Origin of the sequence: Pseudoalteromonas translucida KMM 520 (genome assembly GCF_001465295.1) — a bacterium.
In the GTDB taxonomy this organism is placed as follows: Bacteria; Pseudomonadota; Gammaproteobacteria; order Enterobacterales; family Alteromonadaceae; genus Pseudoalteromonas; species Pseudoalteromonas translucida.
This window is the reverse complement of sequence record NZ_CP011034.1, coordinates 3224910-3240680: the sequence shown is the minus strand read 5'-3', so window position 1 is coordinate 3240680 and position 15771 is coordinate 3224910. Positions and strand designations below refer to the sequence as shown.

The window sequence follows — 15771 nt, the reverse complement described above, 5'->3', positions numbered from 1 at the left end:
GCTAATGTGTTAGTAAATCTCTTAACCAAAGTTCGGGCTAATGTAACCTGAGCTCCGGATAATAAACTTATCTCAAGCAGCTATTTTCAGCGCTAACTGCGTTGAATTTACTTGCAATAGGCCAGCTATTGACGCGTAAACTCGCCTTGTTTTCACTGAAAACCTCTGGCTAGAGAAAATAAAATTAAATATAACTATGATTCAATACGTTAGTAAATCTCTTAACCAGAGTTCAGGTTAATGTAGATAATATGGGGCTACTTTAACAAAAAATGACTTGAAGAAAACCCGAATAAACGCAACATTTATGTGCGTATATGCACATAAGTTTGAGGTGGCACAGTATGGCGGTTAAGTTTGAAGATTGGCAAGATGTTAAAGTGGCTTTTGAGGTTGCACGTTTAGGTACCTTAACTGCGGCGGCAGAGGCACTTAATGTGCACCATAGTACAGTGCTTAGGCGAATTAATAATCTTGAAAAAAACTTAAACACACGTTTGTTTCATCGCCATGCTCGTGGCTATAAAGCAACAGAAACAGGCGCAAAGTTGTTTAATACCGCACAAGTGATCGATAATTCGCTTGAGCAGTTACATAATGATATTGCGGCCGCCGATAGCACACTGCGCGGCAGTTTACTGTTAACTACGGTTAGTGGCTTTATGGATGTGCTTGGCGATGTGTGCGAGCAATTTCAGGCGCTACATCCACAAGTGCAACTTGAGATGATTTTAGAACAAAAGCGTTTACGGCTCGATCACGGTCAGGCGCACATTGCCGTACGTGTAGGGCCAAGGCCCGATGAAGGCGACTATATTGCACAGCATTTGGCTCAGCTTAACTCGGGTTTATATGCTAATCAGCGATATATTAATAAATACGGTATGCCTAAATCACTGAGTGATTTACAGCAGCATAACTTTATTTCTGGCGTGGCGGGCTTTAATGCGCGGGTGCCGTATTTTGAATGGGTAGATCAGCATATTGCAGCGCCGCAAATAAAACTACGTGTGTCAGAAACCTCAGAAGCTACTCGCGCTGTAATAAAAGGCTTAGGAATTGGTGGGTTACAGCACAATGTTGCGGCTCAATACGCTAATTTAGTACCCATTTTATCTAATGAATTAATCTGGTGTACTGATATATGGCTAGTAACGCATCATTTAGTGCATCGTACCGCAAAAGTGCAGGCATTTAGCCAGCTGTTAAAAACCTATTTTCAAACATATAAAGTAAGCTAATGTGGCATTATAAAAACTTAGGTGATGCTATGTTTGCAGATGCAGAGCTGGCTAAAATAAAACAGCTAGCAATGGCTACCAACGCACCACTTTACGTTAAATATTACGCAAAAAGTGGGCTGCATTGTGAAGTGTTGCTGTATTTTTCGCCGTACTATCAATCGCTTGCTAACCTGCTGGGGGCTACTTGTTGCAAAGCCCCTAATTTAGACGAACTGACGATTTTATAGCTATTTTATAGCGACTTTTTGACTGAAATACCTAAGCGCTTAGCCAAGCGAACTAAGTTTGCACGATCTACTTTTAAGGTGCGTGCTGCACTTGCCCAGTTATAATTATGTAGCTCAAGCTGCTGACTAATTAAATGATGGGTAAAGGTATCGGTTGCTTGCTTAAGTGATAAATTTTGCTCTGCTATGTTGGTGCTACTGCCAGTGGTGGTGTTTGTGGTATTAGCAGGTAATGGTAACTGTGTTGTATTACCAGCGCTAAGGTTTAGCTCACAGTGCTCGGGCTTTATGGTAATAATGGCTTGTTGCCATTGGCTTTGTTTGGCCTTTAGTGCTGCGCGGCTAATTACATGCTCAAGCTCTCGTACGTTACCCGGCCACTGATATTGGGTTAACAATAATTGTGCATCGACACTTAACTTAAGTTGTTTTATTGCTAATTTTCGGGCGGTTTGCTCAACAAAAAAACCAGCTAATAAAACCACATCGTTTTCACGCTGGCGTAACGGCGCTACCGTTAGCGGGTAAACACTTAATCTATGATATAAATCGGCTCTAAAGCGTCCTTCGGCTACTTCTTTTTTTAAATTACGATTAGTAGCAGCAATAACCCGCACATCAACATATTTCACTTCGTCTTCGCCTACTGTTTGTATTTCGCCACTTTGTAATACCCGTAGCAATTTACTTTGTAGTACCAGTGGTAGCTCGCCTATTTCGTCTAAAAATAAAGTACCACCGTGCGCTAGCTGAAACTTACCTTGGCGCGCATGATCTGCCCCAGTAAAAGCGCCTTTAGCATGGCCAAAAAACTCACTTTCGGCGAGGTTTTCAGCAAGCGAAGCACAGTTTAAATGAATAAGTGGCTGCTCACTGCGTTTAGAGTGTAAATGAATATTACGTGCAACCAGCTCTTTGCCTACGCCGGTTTCGCCTAAAATTAACACACTAAAATTAGAGGCGGCGACAAGTTTTATATCATTTTTAAGTGCTTGTATTGCTGAGCTTTGACCAATAATTTCGCCGCCATCACGGGTGAGTGCTTCGCGGTTAAGCTCTTGCACTAAGGCGCTGGAATGCTGGGCATGTAATTTGTAATGAGCCAGCTGTAATGCCGTTTTAAAATGTGCGCTGCATAGCGTCTGTAAGGTGCTAAGCGTTTGCGCACTAATAGCGTTAAAGGCATTGGCATTTAGGCTGTCAAACGTAATCACACCTAATAACTGTTGTTGATCGAATAAGGGTAAGCCTAAGCAGGCGTGTACCGGAATGTCGCCAGTTTTTGCTAGCAGCAAGCCGTCGTACGGATCGGGCAATGGGCAGTCATGGGCAAATTGCAGTGGTTGCTGAGTATTACAAATAGCTTCTAAGCGCGGGTGCTCATTAAGCTTAAAACGCCGCCCCAGGCTATCTGGCATTAAGCCTTTAATAGCAAGTGGCTTGAGCTGCTCACCTTGTAGCTCAAGCAGTGCGCTGGCATCACTGGTAATCACTGTTTCAAGGACAGTCAATAATTGCTCAAAACAGTTTTTATCTAATGTGCTTTGAGCCAGCTTTACCGCTACAGCAGTGAGGTTAATTGCGCTACTCATGTCAAAATGACTCATGTGTGTTTTTAAATTTGATTTATGGTAGGTCATAAAGACACAAAAAGCAAAGGTGAATAAGTTAGTTTATTGAAATGTATATGTTTATTTTATTGGCACGATATGTGTAATAGATAGTTAAGCGCATTAGTTGTTGAGGCCGTTATGGACACATTGGTTATACATAATCCAAGCTACAAAATTGAGACAGCTTGTTTACTGAAAAAACTATTGCGAGTGGCAAACTCATTATTAGCAGCTAGTTGTGCATTACTAATAACCAGTATTTTAATTAGCTACCCTTTTGCCGATTACTTTTCTATACCGGTGCAAATTTCGGCACATATTAGCACTATTGTTATTGCTGCTATTTTAAAAATTAGCTATGTGCTGCGTTGTATAGCACTGCATGGCATGGGGAAGGAAGTTCGTTAATGCGACCTATTAATTTATCTCAGCCGGTACCGGCTAATATTCGCTTTTACCAAATAACGCAGTGGCCAGTATGGATGCTGCCATTTAGACCCTATTTTTTAGCCGCAGGCTTGTTGGCCTTTAGTTCAATAGGCTACTGGTTACTAATTTTAACGGGTAGTGCAACTTGGCAGTTAACAATTCCCGCTACATTATGGCATGCCCACGAAATGTTATTTGGTTTTGCAGGTGTTGTTGCGGTGGGTTTTTTACTTACCGCCGCGCAAACTTGGACTGGAGTACCTAGCATTAGTGGCAAAAAATTAATGCTATTAACGCTGCTATGGCTTGGGGCGCGAGGTGCATTTTTTGTGTATTTGCCTGCTTTTGCACAGTTTAATTTATATGCGGTGTTAGTGTTACAGCTCGCATGGTGGCTAGGTGTTATTGCAGCATTAGCTAATATGTTATTAACCGCTAAAAGCAAAAATAACTATCAATTTTTAGTGCTGTTAGCGGCGCTGTGTACGTTAAATATTGTTTACTTGGCCATGCTGATTGAACAAAAAATGCAGTTTTCGCTCGCCATTGTTGATACAGCAGTATTACTGATGACCTTATTAATTGGCATAGTAGCAGGGCGTGTATTGCCATTTTTTACCAGTAAAGGCCTTGGTTTAACAGCGCAGGTACGTACAGCTAACGTTGACTCAGTATTACTGTATATGAGCGTTTTTAGTATTGCGGTATTTTTTCTTAGTCAGTTGTTTTTTAACCAGCTAAACCCAGGTTGGGCACTTGCTGTTGTTGCTGTGCTGCATTTAATCCGCAGTTTTTATTGGTGGGATAAAAACGTACTTAAAGTTCCTTTGTTATGGTCTTTGCATTTTTCGTACTTGGCACTCGGTGTTGGTTTAATGCTGGTAGCCGTGAGCTTTTACAGCAGTGTTATTTTATTTAAAGATGCATTGCACCTCATTACCATTAGTACCATTGGGATGATGATTTTAGCCATGATGACACGCGTATCTCATGGTCATACCGGGCGCTCTTTGACTATTCCACATTATATGGCGGTTGCTTTTGCTTTAGTGTTAGTGGCTGGGATTACTCGCTCTTTACTGCCTTTTGTTATTGGGCCACACCTAGCTTGGCAGCTAAGTGCTGGGCTGTGGCTAATCGCCTTTTTATTATTTTTAATTCACTGCACACCTATTTTAACACAGCGTCGTGTTGATGGGCGTCGTGGTTAACCTATACCTATTTTATTAATTGGGTATTATTCACACGTAGGAAAACCTAGATGTTATCTGATAAAACTATTGAAATTGTTAAAAGTACTGTTCCTTTATTAGCTGAGGCAGGTACGGTTGTTACTGATCATTTTTACAAGCGTTTATTTAGCCATAACCCTGAGCTTAAAAATATTTTTAATATGAGCAACCAAGATACCGGCCGTCAACAATTTGCATTATTTAACGCATTGGCTGCTTATGCACAAAACATTGATAATTTAGAGGTGTTAAAAGCGGCACTTGGGCGTATTAACCATAAACATACTAGTTTAAATATTTTGCCGGAGCACTACCCAATTGTTGGTGCACATTTAATTGGCACGCTGAAAGAGCTTATTCCTGAGCAGTTCACGCCAGATGTTGAATATGCTTGGCGTGAAGCGTATGGCGTACTTGCTGATATTTGTATAACTGAGGAAGCTGCTTTATACGAGCACAGCAAAAATAACTTAGGCGGTTGGGCAGGCACACGTCAGTTTGCAATAACTAATAAGCAGGCTGAGTCAGAGCTGGTAACTAGCTTTACGCTTACACCAATTGATGGCGAGGCAGTAATTGCCCATAAACCGGGTCAATATTTAGGTATTAAAGTTAAGCCAGAGGCTAGTGAATATGAAGAGATCCGCCAGTATTCTATTTCGCAAAAAAGTAATGGTAAAAACTACCGTATTAGCGTTAAAAAAGAGTTATTACCAAACCCTGGCATGGTGTCTAACCATTTACACTCACTAGAGCAAGGCGCAATAGTAGAGCTATATCCGCCAGCAGGGGATTTCTTTTTACGTAATAACACCCATCCTGCAGTGCTTATTTCAGCGGGTGTTGGGCAAACGCCAATGATGGCAATGTTAGAGACGCTATTAAGCGATACAGGTAATCAAAATATTATGTACTTGCATGCTTGCGAAAATGCTCAGCAGCACTCATTTGCTAATTATTTAAATGAACTAAGCACTGTTTACCCGCGCTTACAAACCATGACTTGGTTTAACCAAGGCGATGCAGGAGCAGATTTTACCGGTTTTATGGATTTACACGCAGTACAAACGCAATTGCCACTGAGCAACGGCGACTTTTACTTGTGTGGACCGGTTAATTTTATGGCTTTTGTGAAAAAACAACTGCTAGAATTAGGCGTTAATAACGAGAATATTCATTACGAAATTTTCGGCCCGCATCAAGACCTATAATGTTTATAGCATAAAACTCAATTAAAAAAGCGCGCTATTGGGCATTACGGCAATAGCGCGCTTTTTTGTGCCGTTAAATATTTAACTGGCTCCTAATACCTTTAAATTAAAGCTTTTTGGTATTGGTTTGCGCGGCATACGCTTGTTGTTGCCAAGCATTAAATAACTGCTGTTGTTTATTTGATATTTTTAGGCCGTAAGTTTTTTGCATATAGGCGTAGGCGTCGGCTATTTGTTTACGGGCATAAAAGGGAGGCTCTATTACTCGTTGTTTAAAGTTAACTTTAACTTCACAGCGGCCATATTGGGTGGCGCTTTCACTAAGCATTCCAAAGCGGTAATTAGAACGATCGGCGTTAATTTCACCAATAGCAGGGGCTAAGTTGTTTATATCGGCTTCCATCTTTCTAAACTTAGCACTTACTTTACGGCAGTTTTTACGCCCGCCATCTTGCCAGCATTGTAATTGGTGGCCAAATTCCCAGGCAGGCACAATATGCTCCCATTCTATGCGCAAAGCGCGTGCATTTACGTTACCTGAGCGGGTATGTGTATTGCGTGGCACATAACCACAGTTAGTGGGATCGGGAACTAGTTTTTTACCCTGTTTTTTTATATCGCAGCCACAGTAAATACTTTTTGCGTTATTAGGCAGGGTTTTAATTAGGTGTCTTTTAGCGGTTGAAAACCGAGTGAATTCTTCAGCCGACAGCGAAAAACATACAAAAAAAGCCAACAAGGCTAAAATAAATCGAGTCATATCCATCACATACGTGAACTACAGGAGCGGCTAGTTTAATGACTTGAAGCTAAAAGATAAAGTTTACTTAAAGCCATATTTACCATTCTTTAGTATTTAACCTGAGCTCAGGATAAGAGATTTACTAACGTATTGAATCATAGTTATATTTAGTTTTATTTTCTCTAGCCAGAGATTTTCAGTGAAACCAAGGCGAATTTACGCGTCAATAGCTGGCCTATTGCAAGAAAATTCAACGCAGTTAGCGCTGAAAATAAGCTGCTTGAGATAAGTTTATTAAACCGGAGCTCAGGTTATCTACTTTAAATTGTTGTTTAAATAAACAAAAACGGTTGCTTAAAGAGTATGATGAAAGCTCATAAGTTTGTGATTTGGATTGCGAATGAAGTTTGTAGATTATTATGCCGTGCTCGGAATATCGCCCGATGCAGACGATAAAGCGGTTAAGGTAGCTTATAAAAAGCTAGCTAGAAAATATCATCCAGATGTAAGTAAAGAACCTCAAGCAGAGGACAGATTTAAAGAGATAGGTGAAGCTTACGAAGTCATTCACAACAAAGAAGAACGCGCTAAATACGATGTATTACGTCGTAATCAACAAAACCGTGCTCAGCAGCAAGCAAATTATGGCAGTAACTATGGATCGTCACAAAACCATTATCAGCAAGGTGATCCCCAAACCGATCAGGAGTTTTCTGATTTTGTAAATTCAATGTTTGGCGGCGCAGGTGGGTTTAATCATGGCGGTCAGAGTAGAGCTGGTGGCGCTCGTGCGCAAAAAGGACAAGATGTGGAAATAGAATTCCCAGTATTTCTTGAAGAAACGTTAGTCGATACCGTTAAACCTATTGAGTTTATGCTGCCGCAGCGAGACAGTAGTGGCCGTGTATCTGAAGTTAAAAAATCGCTTAAAGTTAAAATTCCTGCAGGCTCGGTTAATGGCGAACGTATTCGCTTAAAAGGGCAAGGTGGATTAGGTTCGGCAAATGGCCCGAACGGCGATTTGTATCTACAAATTCGCTTAGTGCCTCATCCATTATTTGATGTTGATGGGCATAACCTAAATATAGTGGTGCCTCTTGCACCATGGGAAGCTGCTTTGGGCACTAAAATAAATTTACCTACATTAGCCGGAAAAATCCAACTAACCATTCCAGCTAATAGTCAATCGGGTCAACGTTTACGCATTAAAGGTAAAGGGTTAATGAGTAAAAAAGCCAAGGGTGACTTATTTGCAGTGATTAAAATTGTTAATCCAGCATCGAGTGATGATGTTAGCAAAAAGCTGTGGCAAGAGCTGGCCGAAAAAGCCCATTTTGACCCGCGTAGCAATTGGAGCAAGTCATAATGAAAATTATCGTGGCACCACAAGACAATTTACTTACTAGCCAAGAGCTGTGTGTGAGTAGTGATATTAGCGAAGCCATATTGTATGAGCTAGTTGAGCACAGCATTGCTATTCCTATTGAGGGCGAGCGCGTTACAGAATGGCAATTTACGGTATCAACAGTGACCTTAGTTAAAAAGGCTGCACGTATTCAGCATGACTTGTCGTTAGATTGGTCTGCTATTGCTTTGGTTTTACAATTATTGGATGAACGGGATGAGTTGATTGCTGAAAACCAAATGTTAAAGCAGCACTTAAGTCGGTTTAAACATTTAGAATAAAAAGTAGTGGTTAAACTTTAAAGGTGAGTAGCTAGCTATTTTTATGGAGCTAGCTCAGCACTTTTATAATAGTGAGCTTTTGGTGCTTAAATATTTTTTGATTCGTGAAATAAGAGTAAGTAAAGCGTCAATAAATGCGTAAAAATAGCCGGCTATTTATATAAAAAGGTGAATATTGCAGAGTTGATTTGGTATAACCGTAAAACTGCGTTAAAGTTTACAGCGAACTAATTAGAGGATAAACAGCAGACAATGTCGGAAATTCAATTTTTAAATGTAGACCTAGAGCTTGAGTCAAAGCAAGATATTAGCGTGCTTGTAGCTGACCTAAAAAAAATCGCCACTATTTTACATTATGATAAAGACGAATACCGTCAGTTAGCGCGTATAGAAGTAACAGGCGAAATATCCTCACCGGATAAAGCAATTAACCACTTATGTGAGCTAGTAGAGTCATGCTCGCGCGCTGCACTTAAGCAATGGTTGAGTTGTTCGCGCCGTACCTTTGATATTGGTTTTGAGTCGGGCACTTCGCCAAAATGTTTTAACCAAGCGCTGCACGCCGATACTTTATTACGTATATCGGCAATTGGTGCAGGCATGGAAATTACTATTTACCCGCTAGAAAAATAGCGTTAGCCTTTGCGCTCTACTACAGCTGCGGTCATTTTTGATACGCAGCAAAGCTCGCCGCGACTATTCGTTATTTTTATTTCCCATACTGAGCTACGCTTGCCAATATGAAACGCTTTTGCGGTGGCGGTTAAGGTGCCATTACGCGAGGCTTTTAAATGGCTAGCACTGATCTCTTGCCCTACACAATAAAATTTAGTGAAGTCGACCACAAAGTTAGCCGCGTAGCTGGCAACACTTTCGGCTAAAACCACGTTTGCTCCGCCATGCACCATGCCTATGGGGTTATGATGCGCAGGAATTGCCGGCATAGTGGCAACTAAGTAATCATCACCAATTTCAGTTATTTCAATCCCCATGGTTTTCATCAGTGTACCTTGGCCATTTATGCCTTGGTCTAACTGCTTACAAAACGCTAAAGTAATAGGTTGATGCCAAATACTCATTGTTACTCCTTTAAAGATTGAAAACGATAACCAATAATACGATTTTTCATGGCGATATGATAGCCAAGTTAGTGCAGCTACTACATTGTAATGCAGCGCTACTTTTTGCTTTCTACATAGTGCTTAATTTCATCGAGATCTTTTTTTAGCATTTTACGCATCGAATTTTTAAGAAAAACCCCCATCACTGCAGACATCATTTTTACCCAAATAGACTCAGAGCTATCAGAAAAAGTCATGGTTAAACAGGTGCCAGGTTCGGCGGCGGTAAGTGACAGCTTAGTGGTATAAACTGCCCCGCAATTTTCTGCGCGAGTGCAATAATATTCATTAGTAACAGCTTCTGTGATCCACATGGTTTCTGAGGCCGCTTTACCAAACATTTTTCGCGTTTCTAACCATTTTAGGCCCACTAACCCCTGTGGAGGCTTTTCGATTATTTTCAAATCAATAATGCCAGACAGCATATTGGTACTGTTTTCGATGTCAGTTATTGCTGCCCATACTTTACGTTTAGGGCCGTTGATAATTACCGCTACAGTGATATTCATAACACTCTCCGTTGATTCACATTGATGAGGCTAACGCCCGTTATAAAAACGATAGTTAACTAATTTTTTAATAACAGCAATAACCTAGTAATCATGTAATTACAATTAATGTAACGTAAAACTAACACTGCCGAGATCTGCTTAATTTTATCTGTAATTTACTTGGTTATTTTAAGCTTAGACCAATGCCACCTTTGGCAGCAAAGGCGGGGAGTAATTTAAATTTGCGATTTTCAGATAACTGTATATACTCACAGTTAAATGTACTGTATGGAAAACCAGTTGTATGCGACCATTAACTAACCGCCAAGCGCAAATACTCGAACTTATTAAAGTGTTTATTAAAGACACTGGTATGCCTCCTACACGCGCAGAAATTGCACAAACATTAGGCTTTAAAAGTGCTAATGCCGCAGAAGAGCATTTAAAAGCGCTGGCTAAAAAAGGCGCTATTAAAATGAAGCCAGGCGCTAGCCGTGGTATTCAACTTATTGAAGAAGATGAACCAGAACAACTTGGTTTACCATTAATTGGCCGCGTAGCTGCCGGTGAACCTATTTTGGCGCAACAACATGTTGAGAGCCATTGTAAAATTGACCCGCTAATGTTTAAACCGCCTGCCGATTTTTTATTGCGTGTAAATGGTATGAGCATGCGAGATATTGGTATTATGGATGGTGATTTACTGGCTGTTCATCGCACTCAAGTTGCCGAAAATGGCCAAGTTATTGTTGCCCGCGTTGATGACGATGTAACGGTAAAGCGCTTAGAAAAAGCAGGTCGAAAAGTATTACTGCATGCTGAAAATAAAGAATTTTCGTCGATAGAAGTGGATCTTGAAAACGAATCTTTTAATATTGAAGGCTTAGCCGTTGGGGTTATTCGCAACGCTGACTGGATGTAACAATTAAGTTGTTATAGCTATGCAAAATAGCGGTATAATTTAATAGCTCAGATGATTAACGCGCACTTTTTAGTGCGCTTTTTTTTGCCATTTTTTTGTGAAAACTCCGCTGCAATGACAAAATTATATTAAGTTTATGTTTTTTATCATTTAAGTATTTAATACTCGTTTTTGCTGTCTTTTTATTTGTAACCCTTGCTGTTGCTCACTTCCTGCTTAGAAAAAAATTAAATAACCCTCATATTTACGCTAATCCTCTAATATTATTTGATTATTTTTCAAACTAAAACTTGCTAGTTGTTCAATTATTAACTAATTGTTAATGGGCTGGACTAACAATAACTCACAGCTTTTAGTTTTGAGAACACATATTTATATATCCGGCAGCAATACAAAAATAAAAAATAACAAATTGGCATTTAAAGCTTATGTCTTTTTGTTTTGCACTCGCAACAGTATTAAAGGAGCTGTCACATGGGTAAATTGAGCTCTACCTTGTGGCTTATATTGTTTGTTTTTCCGCAGCTAGCATTGGCAAATAGCCAATATAATATGCGCAAAGGCGTAACCGATATAAGTAATAATGTTTATCAACTACACATGACCATATTTTTAATATGCTGTGTAATAGGCGTGATTGTATTTGCCGTTATGTTTTGGGCACTTATTCATCATCGTAAATCTAAAGGAGCAGTTGCTGCTCAATTTCACGAAAGTACCAAAGTAGAAATACTCTGGACAGCAATTCCATTTGTTATTTTAATAGCAATGGCAGTCCCCGCAACTAAAACATTAATAGCGATGGAAGATGCCAGTAAAGCGGATATCACTATTAAAGTAACTGGTTCACAGTGGAAATGGCATTACGAATATATGGGGGAAGATGTTGAGTTTTACTCAATACTTGCCACACCGCAAAATGAAATTGCCAACCTAGCCGATAAAAACCCCAACTATTTACTTGAGGTAGATAAGCCTCTGGTATTACCGATTAATAAAAAAGTACGCTTTTTAATGACCTCCGACGATGTTATTCATTCTTGGTGGGTGCCCGATTTTGCTATTAAAAAAGATGCAAACCCGGGGTTTATTAACGAAACGTGGACCAACATAAACGAAGTCGGTATTTATCGCGGTCAGTGTGCTGAGCTATGCGGTAAAGATCATGGCTTTATGCCTGTGGTAGTAGAGGCTAAGTCAGAGGCCGATTTTAAAGTTTGGCTAGCAGATGCTAAACAAGCAAAGCAAAAAGCTGCAGCAGCAGATGCCGCATTACTTGATCAAACACTCCCTAAAGAAGAGTTAATGACTTTGGGTGAGCAAGTGTATATGGCCAATTGTGCTGCATGTCATCAGCCCACAGGACTAGGTTTACCAGGTGTTTTTCCTGCGCTTAAAGGCAGCCCGATAGTGCTTGGCGACATAAAAGATCACATTGACATTGTTATTCACGGACGCCCCGGCACAGCCATGCAAGCCTTTGCTAAACAGCTCTCTATAAAGCAATTAGCAGCGGTAATTACTTATAAGCGTAATGCATGGGGTAATGATACCGGTGATGTAATTCAACCAAGTGAAATACAGGCAGCACTTGATGCCGACGGGGAGGCGAACTAATGAGTAGCATAGTAGAACAACCTGACATTAATGAAGCTCACCACGCTCATCATCCTGCTAAAGGCTTTAAGCGTTGGTTATATACCACTAATCATAAAGATATAGGCAGCTTGTACTTAATTTTCTCGCTGACTATGTTTTTTATTGGTGGAGCTATGGCTATGGTGATCCGCGCTGAGTTATTTCAGCCAGGATTACAATTAGTCGATCCTCACTTTTTTAATCAAATGACCACAGTGCATGGGTTGATTATGGTATTTGGTGCTGTTATGCCGGCATTTACTGGCTTGGCTAACTGGATGGTGCCATTAATGATTGGCGCGCCTGATATGGCCTTACCGCGAATGAATAACTGGAGTTTTTGGATTTTACCATTCGCGTTTTTAATTTTATTATCATCGCTATTAATGCCCGGTGGTGGTCCTGCGTTTGGTTGGACTTTTTATGCGCCGCTGTCCACAACCTACAGTAATGACAATACCGCCATGTTTGTATTTGCTGTGCATATTATGGGTATTAGCTCCATTATGGGGGCAATTAATGTAATTGTAACCATAGTTAACTTACGTGCCCCAGGCATGACCTGGATGAAGGTCCCTATGTTTGTATGGACTTGGCTGATAACGGCATTTTTATTGATTGCGGTTATGCCCGTGCTCGCAGGTGCGGTGACTATGGTGCTCACCGATAAATACTTTGCAACCAGCTTTTTTGATGCAGCGGGTGGCGGTGATCCGGTGATGTTTCAGCACATATTTTGGTTTTTTGGCCACCCCGAAGTATACATAATGATTTTGCCTGCTTTTGGCATTATTTCTACTATAGTTCCGACCTTTTCGCGTAAAAAACTCTTTGGTTATTCCTCCATGGTATATGCCACGTCGTCAATTGCGCTGTTGAGTTTTACGGTGTGGGCGCATCATATGTTTACTACCGGAATGCCAGTGGCTGGCGAGCTGTTTTTTATGTACGCGACTATGCTGATATCGGTGCCCACTGGAGTAAAAATATTTAATTGGGTAGCCACTATGTGGCGCGGATCAATTACGTTTGAAGTACCCATGCTGTTTAGTATTGCCTTTATTGTGTTGTTTACCTTAGGTGGTTTTTCGGGCTTGATGCTGGCCATTACACCGGCTGATTTTCAGTACCATGATACCTACTTTGTAGTGGCACATTTTCATTATGTACTGGTAACGGGGGCGGTATTTTCGATTATGGCAGGCGCGTATTATTGGCTGCCTAAGTGGACTGGCAATATGTATAACATAGCGCTGGCTAAATGGCATTTTTGGTTATCGCTGGTAAGCGTAAATGTATTGTTTTTTCCTATGCACTTTGTAGGGCTTGCAGGCATGCCACGCCGTATTCCCGACTATGCGCTACAGTTTGCCGACTTTAACGCCATTATTAGTATTGGCGGCTTTGCCTTTGGATTATCGCAGTTGTTGTTTGTAGCTGTAGTGATTAAATGCGCACGTGGCGGCGACAAGGTTCCTGCAAAAGTGTGGGAAGGCGCAGAAGGGCTGGAGTGGGAGGTAGATTCACCTGCTCCGTACCATACATTTTCAACACCACCGGAAATTAAATAATGATACATGCACCGCTACTTAAGCGCTTAGTTGTTATTTGCTTAGCCATGTTTGCATTTGCATTTGCGTTAGTGCCTTTGTATGACGTGTTTTGTGATATTACCGGCATTAACGGTAAGCCATCATTAGAGCAAGCAAAGCAAAGCACGCAAGTAGTACAAAATCGCGAAATAAGTGTGAGCTTTACCACGCACGCACAAAGCGGTGCACCCTTTGCTGTGAAGTCTAAAGAGTACAGTGTTGCGGTAAAGCCAGGTGCTATGCGTGAGGTAATGTTTAGCGCCAAAAATAATAGTGACCAAGATAAAGTAATGCAGGCAGTGCCTTCGGTATCACCCGGTAGAGCAGCAAAATACTTACATAAAATAGCGTGTTTTTGTTTTGATCAACAGCCATTAAAAGCAGGTGAAGAACTAGAGTTTACGCTGCTTTTTTATGTTGATACCGCACTACCAAGCGACATTGAAGAGTTAACTTTATCTTATACGGTATTTGATATTAGTGAGCGGCTAGCAGCCAATAACAACTAGCCTAACTAGTGACAACCAGGAGCAAATAAAATGAAGCAAGAATATGAGCATTATTATGTACCAGATCAAAGCCCATGGCCGATTGTTGGCGCAGTAGCATTATTTTTTATTGCAGTAGGTGCAGCTCTAACCGTAATGAGTGCCGGTAAAGAAGGTGGCAGTGGCATTTATATTTTGTACGCAGGGATAGCAGTACTGCTGTATATGTTGTTTAGCTGGTTTAAAAACGTGATTGATGAGGCCGGAAAAGGCTTATATTCGGCGCAAATGGATCGCTCTTTTCGACAAGGCATGAGCTGGTTTATTTTTTCTGAAGTAATGTTTTTTATGGCATTTTTTGGCGCACTTTTTTACGCCCGTATGCTTTCTGTGCCTTGGCTTGGGGGTGCCGATAACAATGCCATGACTAACGAAGTGCTTTGGCCTACATTTGAAGCTGTGTGGCCATTAATTATCACGCCAGGGGGCGATACTACCCAAGCAATGGGATGGCAAGGCCTACCGTTGATTAACACCTTAATTTTACTGACCTCATCAGTTACTTTGCATTTTGCCCATGTGGCAATAGAAAGTGATAAACGCGGCCAGTTAAAAGTGTTTTTAGGGCTGACTATTTTACTGGGGGCCGTTTTTTTAGGCCTACAAGTAGAAGAATATATTCATGCTTATAACGATTTAAACTTAACATTAGATGCCGGTATTTATGGCAGCACGTTCTTTTTACTTACGGGTTTTCATGGCATGCATGTGACCTTAGGCACCATTATTTTATTGGTAGTATTTTTACGAATTGTAAAAGGACACTTTACTAAAGATAAGCACTTTGCTTTTCAAGCAGCGGCTTGGTACTGGCATTTTGTTGATGTAGTTTGGTTATGCTTATTTATATTTGTGTATGTGCTGTAAATATTAAAGGGGCGTTATTGCCGCTAATAAAGCCAAGTTTTAGTGCGGCAATAACAACTATTAATACCACCACAGAAAATAATACACGACGACCTAAAAAGTGAGACATAGGCCGTCCTTGGGTTTTTCCAGAGACCATAATAAATAAAGCGCGAAACAAGTTAAAAAGTATAAATAATAACAACAATACAATAATAATTTTAATCAT

18 protein-coding genes are annotated in these 15771 nt (G+C 40.6%); 13 read left to right on the top strand and 5 right to left on the bottom strand.

Annotated features, from left to right (window positions below; all coding sequences use genetic code 11):
• Positions 1–344: 344 nt before the first annotated feature.
• Together PTRA_RS14980 and PTRA_RS14975 are read left to right on the top strand one after the other, a co-directional pair.
• The gene (locus PTRA_RS14980; protein ID WP_058374372.1) at positions 345–1241 is read left to right on the top strand and encodes a LysR family transcriptional regulator; all 897 of its coding nucleotides are present in this window, start codon (positions 345–347) and stop codon (positions 1239–1241) included.
• Positions 1241–1471 carry a hypothetical protein gene (locus tag PTRA_RS14975; protein WP_058374371.1) on the top strand — a complete coding sequence of 77 codons (231 nt, stop codon included), beginning with the start codon at positions 1241–1243 and terminating at the stop codon, positions 1469–1471. Before PTRA_RS14980 ends, PTRA_RS14975 begins: the two co-directional genes overlap by 1 nt.
• Before the next feature lie 5 nt (positions 1472–1476).
• Here the strand turns inward: PTRA_RS14975 and norR are convergent, their stop codons facing one another.
• Entirely contained in the window at positions 1477–3063 is a 1587-nt protein-coding gene (gene norR / locus PTRA_RS14970; protein ID WP_058374370.1) for a nitric oxide reductase transcriptional regulator NorR, read from the bottom strand.
• 159 nt (positions 3064–3222) lie between these two features.
• Here norR and PTRA_RS14965 point away from each other — a divergent pair, with 159 nt between their 5' ends.
• The 3 genes from PTRA_RS14965 to hmpA are packed head-to-tail and all read left to right on the top strand — an operon-like array spanning position 3223 to position 5956.
• On the top strand, positions 3223–3492 hold the full coding sequence (locus tag PTRA_RS14965; protein WP_058374369.1) for a hypothetical protein: 270 nt from the start codon (positions 3223–3225) through the stop codon (positions 3490–3492).
• Positions 3492–4724 carry an NnrS family protein gene (locus PTRA_RS14960; protein ID WP_058374368.1) on the top strand — a complete coding sequence of 411 codons (1233 nt, stop codon included), beginning with the start codon at positions 3492–3494 and terminating at the stop codon, positions 4722–4724. The genes PTRA_RS14965 and PTRA_RS14960 overlap by 1 nt, the downstream gene beginning before the upstream one ends.
• A gap of 50 nt (positions 4725–4774) precedes the next feature.
• Complete coding sequence (gene hmpA / locus PTRA_RS14955) at positions 4775–5956, top strand: NO-inducible flavohemoprotein (RefSeq protein ID WP_058374367.1); 1182 nt, start codon at positions 4775–4777, stop codon at positions 5954–5956.
• Between the two features lie 106 nt (positions 5957–6062).
• Here the strand turns inward: hmpA and PTRA_RS14950 are convergent, their stop codons facing one another.
• Positions 6063–6716: an endonuclease gene (locus PTRA_RS14950; protein WP_058374621.1), complete on the bottom strand. Its 654-nt coding sequence runs from the start codon at positions 6714–6716 to the stop codon at positions 6063–6065.
• A 382-nt stretch (positions 6717–7098) separates the two neighbouring features.
• On the opposite strand from PTRA_RS14950, the gene PTRA_RS14945 reads away from it, so the two are divergent.
• The 3 genes from PTRA_RS14945 (at position 7099) to PTRA_RS14935 (ending at position 9017) form a co-directional block, all read left to right on the top strand.
• Positions 7099–8064: a DnaJ C-terminal domain-containing protein gene (locus tag PTRA_RS14945; protein ID WP_058374366.1), complete on the top strand. Its 966-nt coding sequence runs from the start codon at positions 7099–7101 to the stop codon at positions 8062–8064.
• Positions 8064–8384 (top strand): chaperone modulator CbpM, encoded by a 321-nt coding sequence (locus PTRA_RS14940; RefSeq protein WP_058374365.1) that lies wholly within the window; start codon positions 8064–8066, stop codon positions 8382–8384. Before PTRA_RS14945 ends, PTRA_RS14940 begins: the two co-directional genes overlap by 1 nt.
• Positions 8385–8636: 252 nt before the next feature.
• Positions 8637–9017, top strand: coding sequence for a hypothetical protein (locus PTRA_RS14935; RefSeq protein WP_011329504.1), 381 nt, complete (start codon positions 8637–8639; stop codon positions 9015–9017).
• A gap of 2 nt (positions 9018–9019) precedes the next feature.
• Here PTRA_RS14935 and PTRA_RS14930 read toward each other — a convergent pair whose 3' ends face one another.
• Positions 9020–9463 (bottom strand): PaaI family thioesterase, encoded by a 444-nt coding sequence (locus PTRA_RS14930; protein WP_011329503.1) that lies wholly within the window; start codon positions 9461–9463, stop codon positions 9020–9022.
• Positions 9464–9561: 98 nt separating this feature from the next.
• The gene (locus PTRA_RS14925) at positions 9562–10014 is read right to left on the bottom strand and encodes an SRPBCC family protein (RefSeq protein ID WP_058374364.1); all 453 of its coding nucleotides are present in this window, start codon (positions 10012–10014) and stop codon (positions 9562–9564) included.
• 286 nt (positions 10015–10300) lie between these two features.
• Here PTRA_RS14925 and lexA point away from each other — a divergent pair, with 286 nt between their 5' ends.
• The 5 genes from lexA to PTRA_RS14900 all read left to right on the top strand — a co-directional run bounded on the left by lexA (position 10301) and on the right by PTRA_RS14900 (position 15563).
• Positions 10301–10918: a transcriptional repressor LexA gene (lexA, locus tag PTRA_RS14920; RefSeq protein ID WP_058374363.1), complete on the top strand. Its 618-nt coding sequence runs from the start codon at positions 10301–10303 to the stop codon at positions 10916–10918.
• A gap of 474 nt (positions 10919–11392) precedes the next feature.
• The gene (gene coxB / locus PTRA_RS14915; protein WP_058374362.1) at positions 11393–12535 is read left to right on the top strand and encodes a cytochrome c oxidase subunit II; all 1143 of its coding nucleotides are present in this window, start codon (positions 11393–11395) and stop codon (positions 12533–12535) included.
• Entirely contained in the window at positions 12535–14127 is a 1593-nt protein-coding gene (ctaD, locus tag PTRA_RS14910) for a cytochrome c oxidase subunit I (RefSeq protein ID WP_058374361.1), read from the top strand. Before coxB ends, ctaD begins: the two co-directional genes overlap by 1 nt.
• Positions 14127–14657 (top strand): cytochrome c oxidase assembly protein, encoded by a 531-nt coding sequence (locus PTRA_RS14905; RefSeq protein ID WP_058374360.1) that lies wholly within the window; start codon positions 14127–14129, stop codon positions 14655–14657. Before ctaD ends, PTRA_RS14905 begins: the two co-directional genes overlap by 1 nt.
• Before the next feature lie 30 nt (positions 14658–14687).
• Positions 14688–15563 carry a cytochrome c oxidase subunit 3 gene (locus PTRA_RS14900; RefSeq protein WP_058374359.1) on the top strand — a complete coding sequence of 292 codons (876 nt, stop codon included), beginning with the start codon at positions 14688–14690 and terminating at the stop codon, positions 15561–15563.
• Here PTRA_RS14900 and PTRA_RS14895 read toward each other — a convergent pair.
• On the bottom strand, positions 15541–15771 hold the full coding sequence (locus PTRA_RS14895) for a DUF2909 family protein (RefSeq protein ID WP_058374358.1): 231 nt from the start codon (positions 15769–15771) through the stop codon (positions 15541–15543). The genes PTRA_RS14900 and PTRA_RS14895 overlap by 23 nt on opposite strands.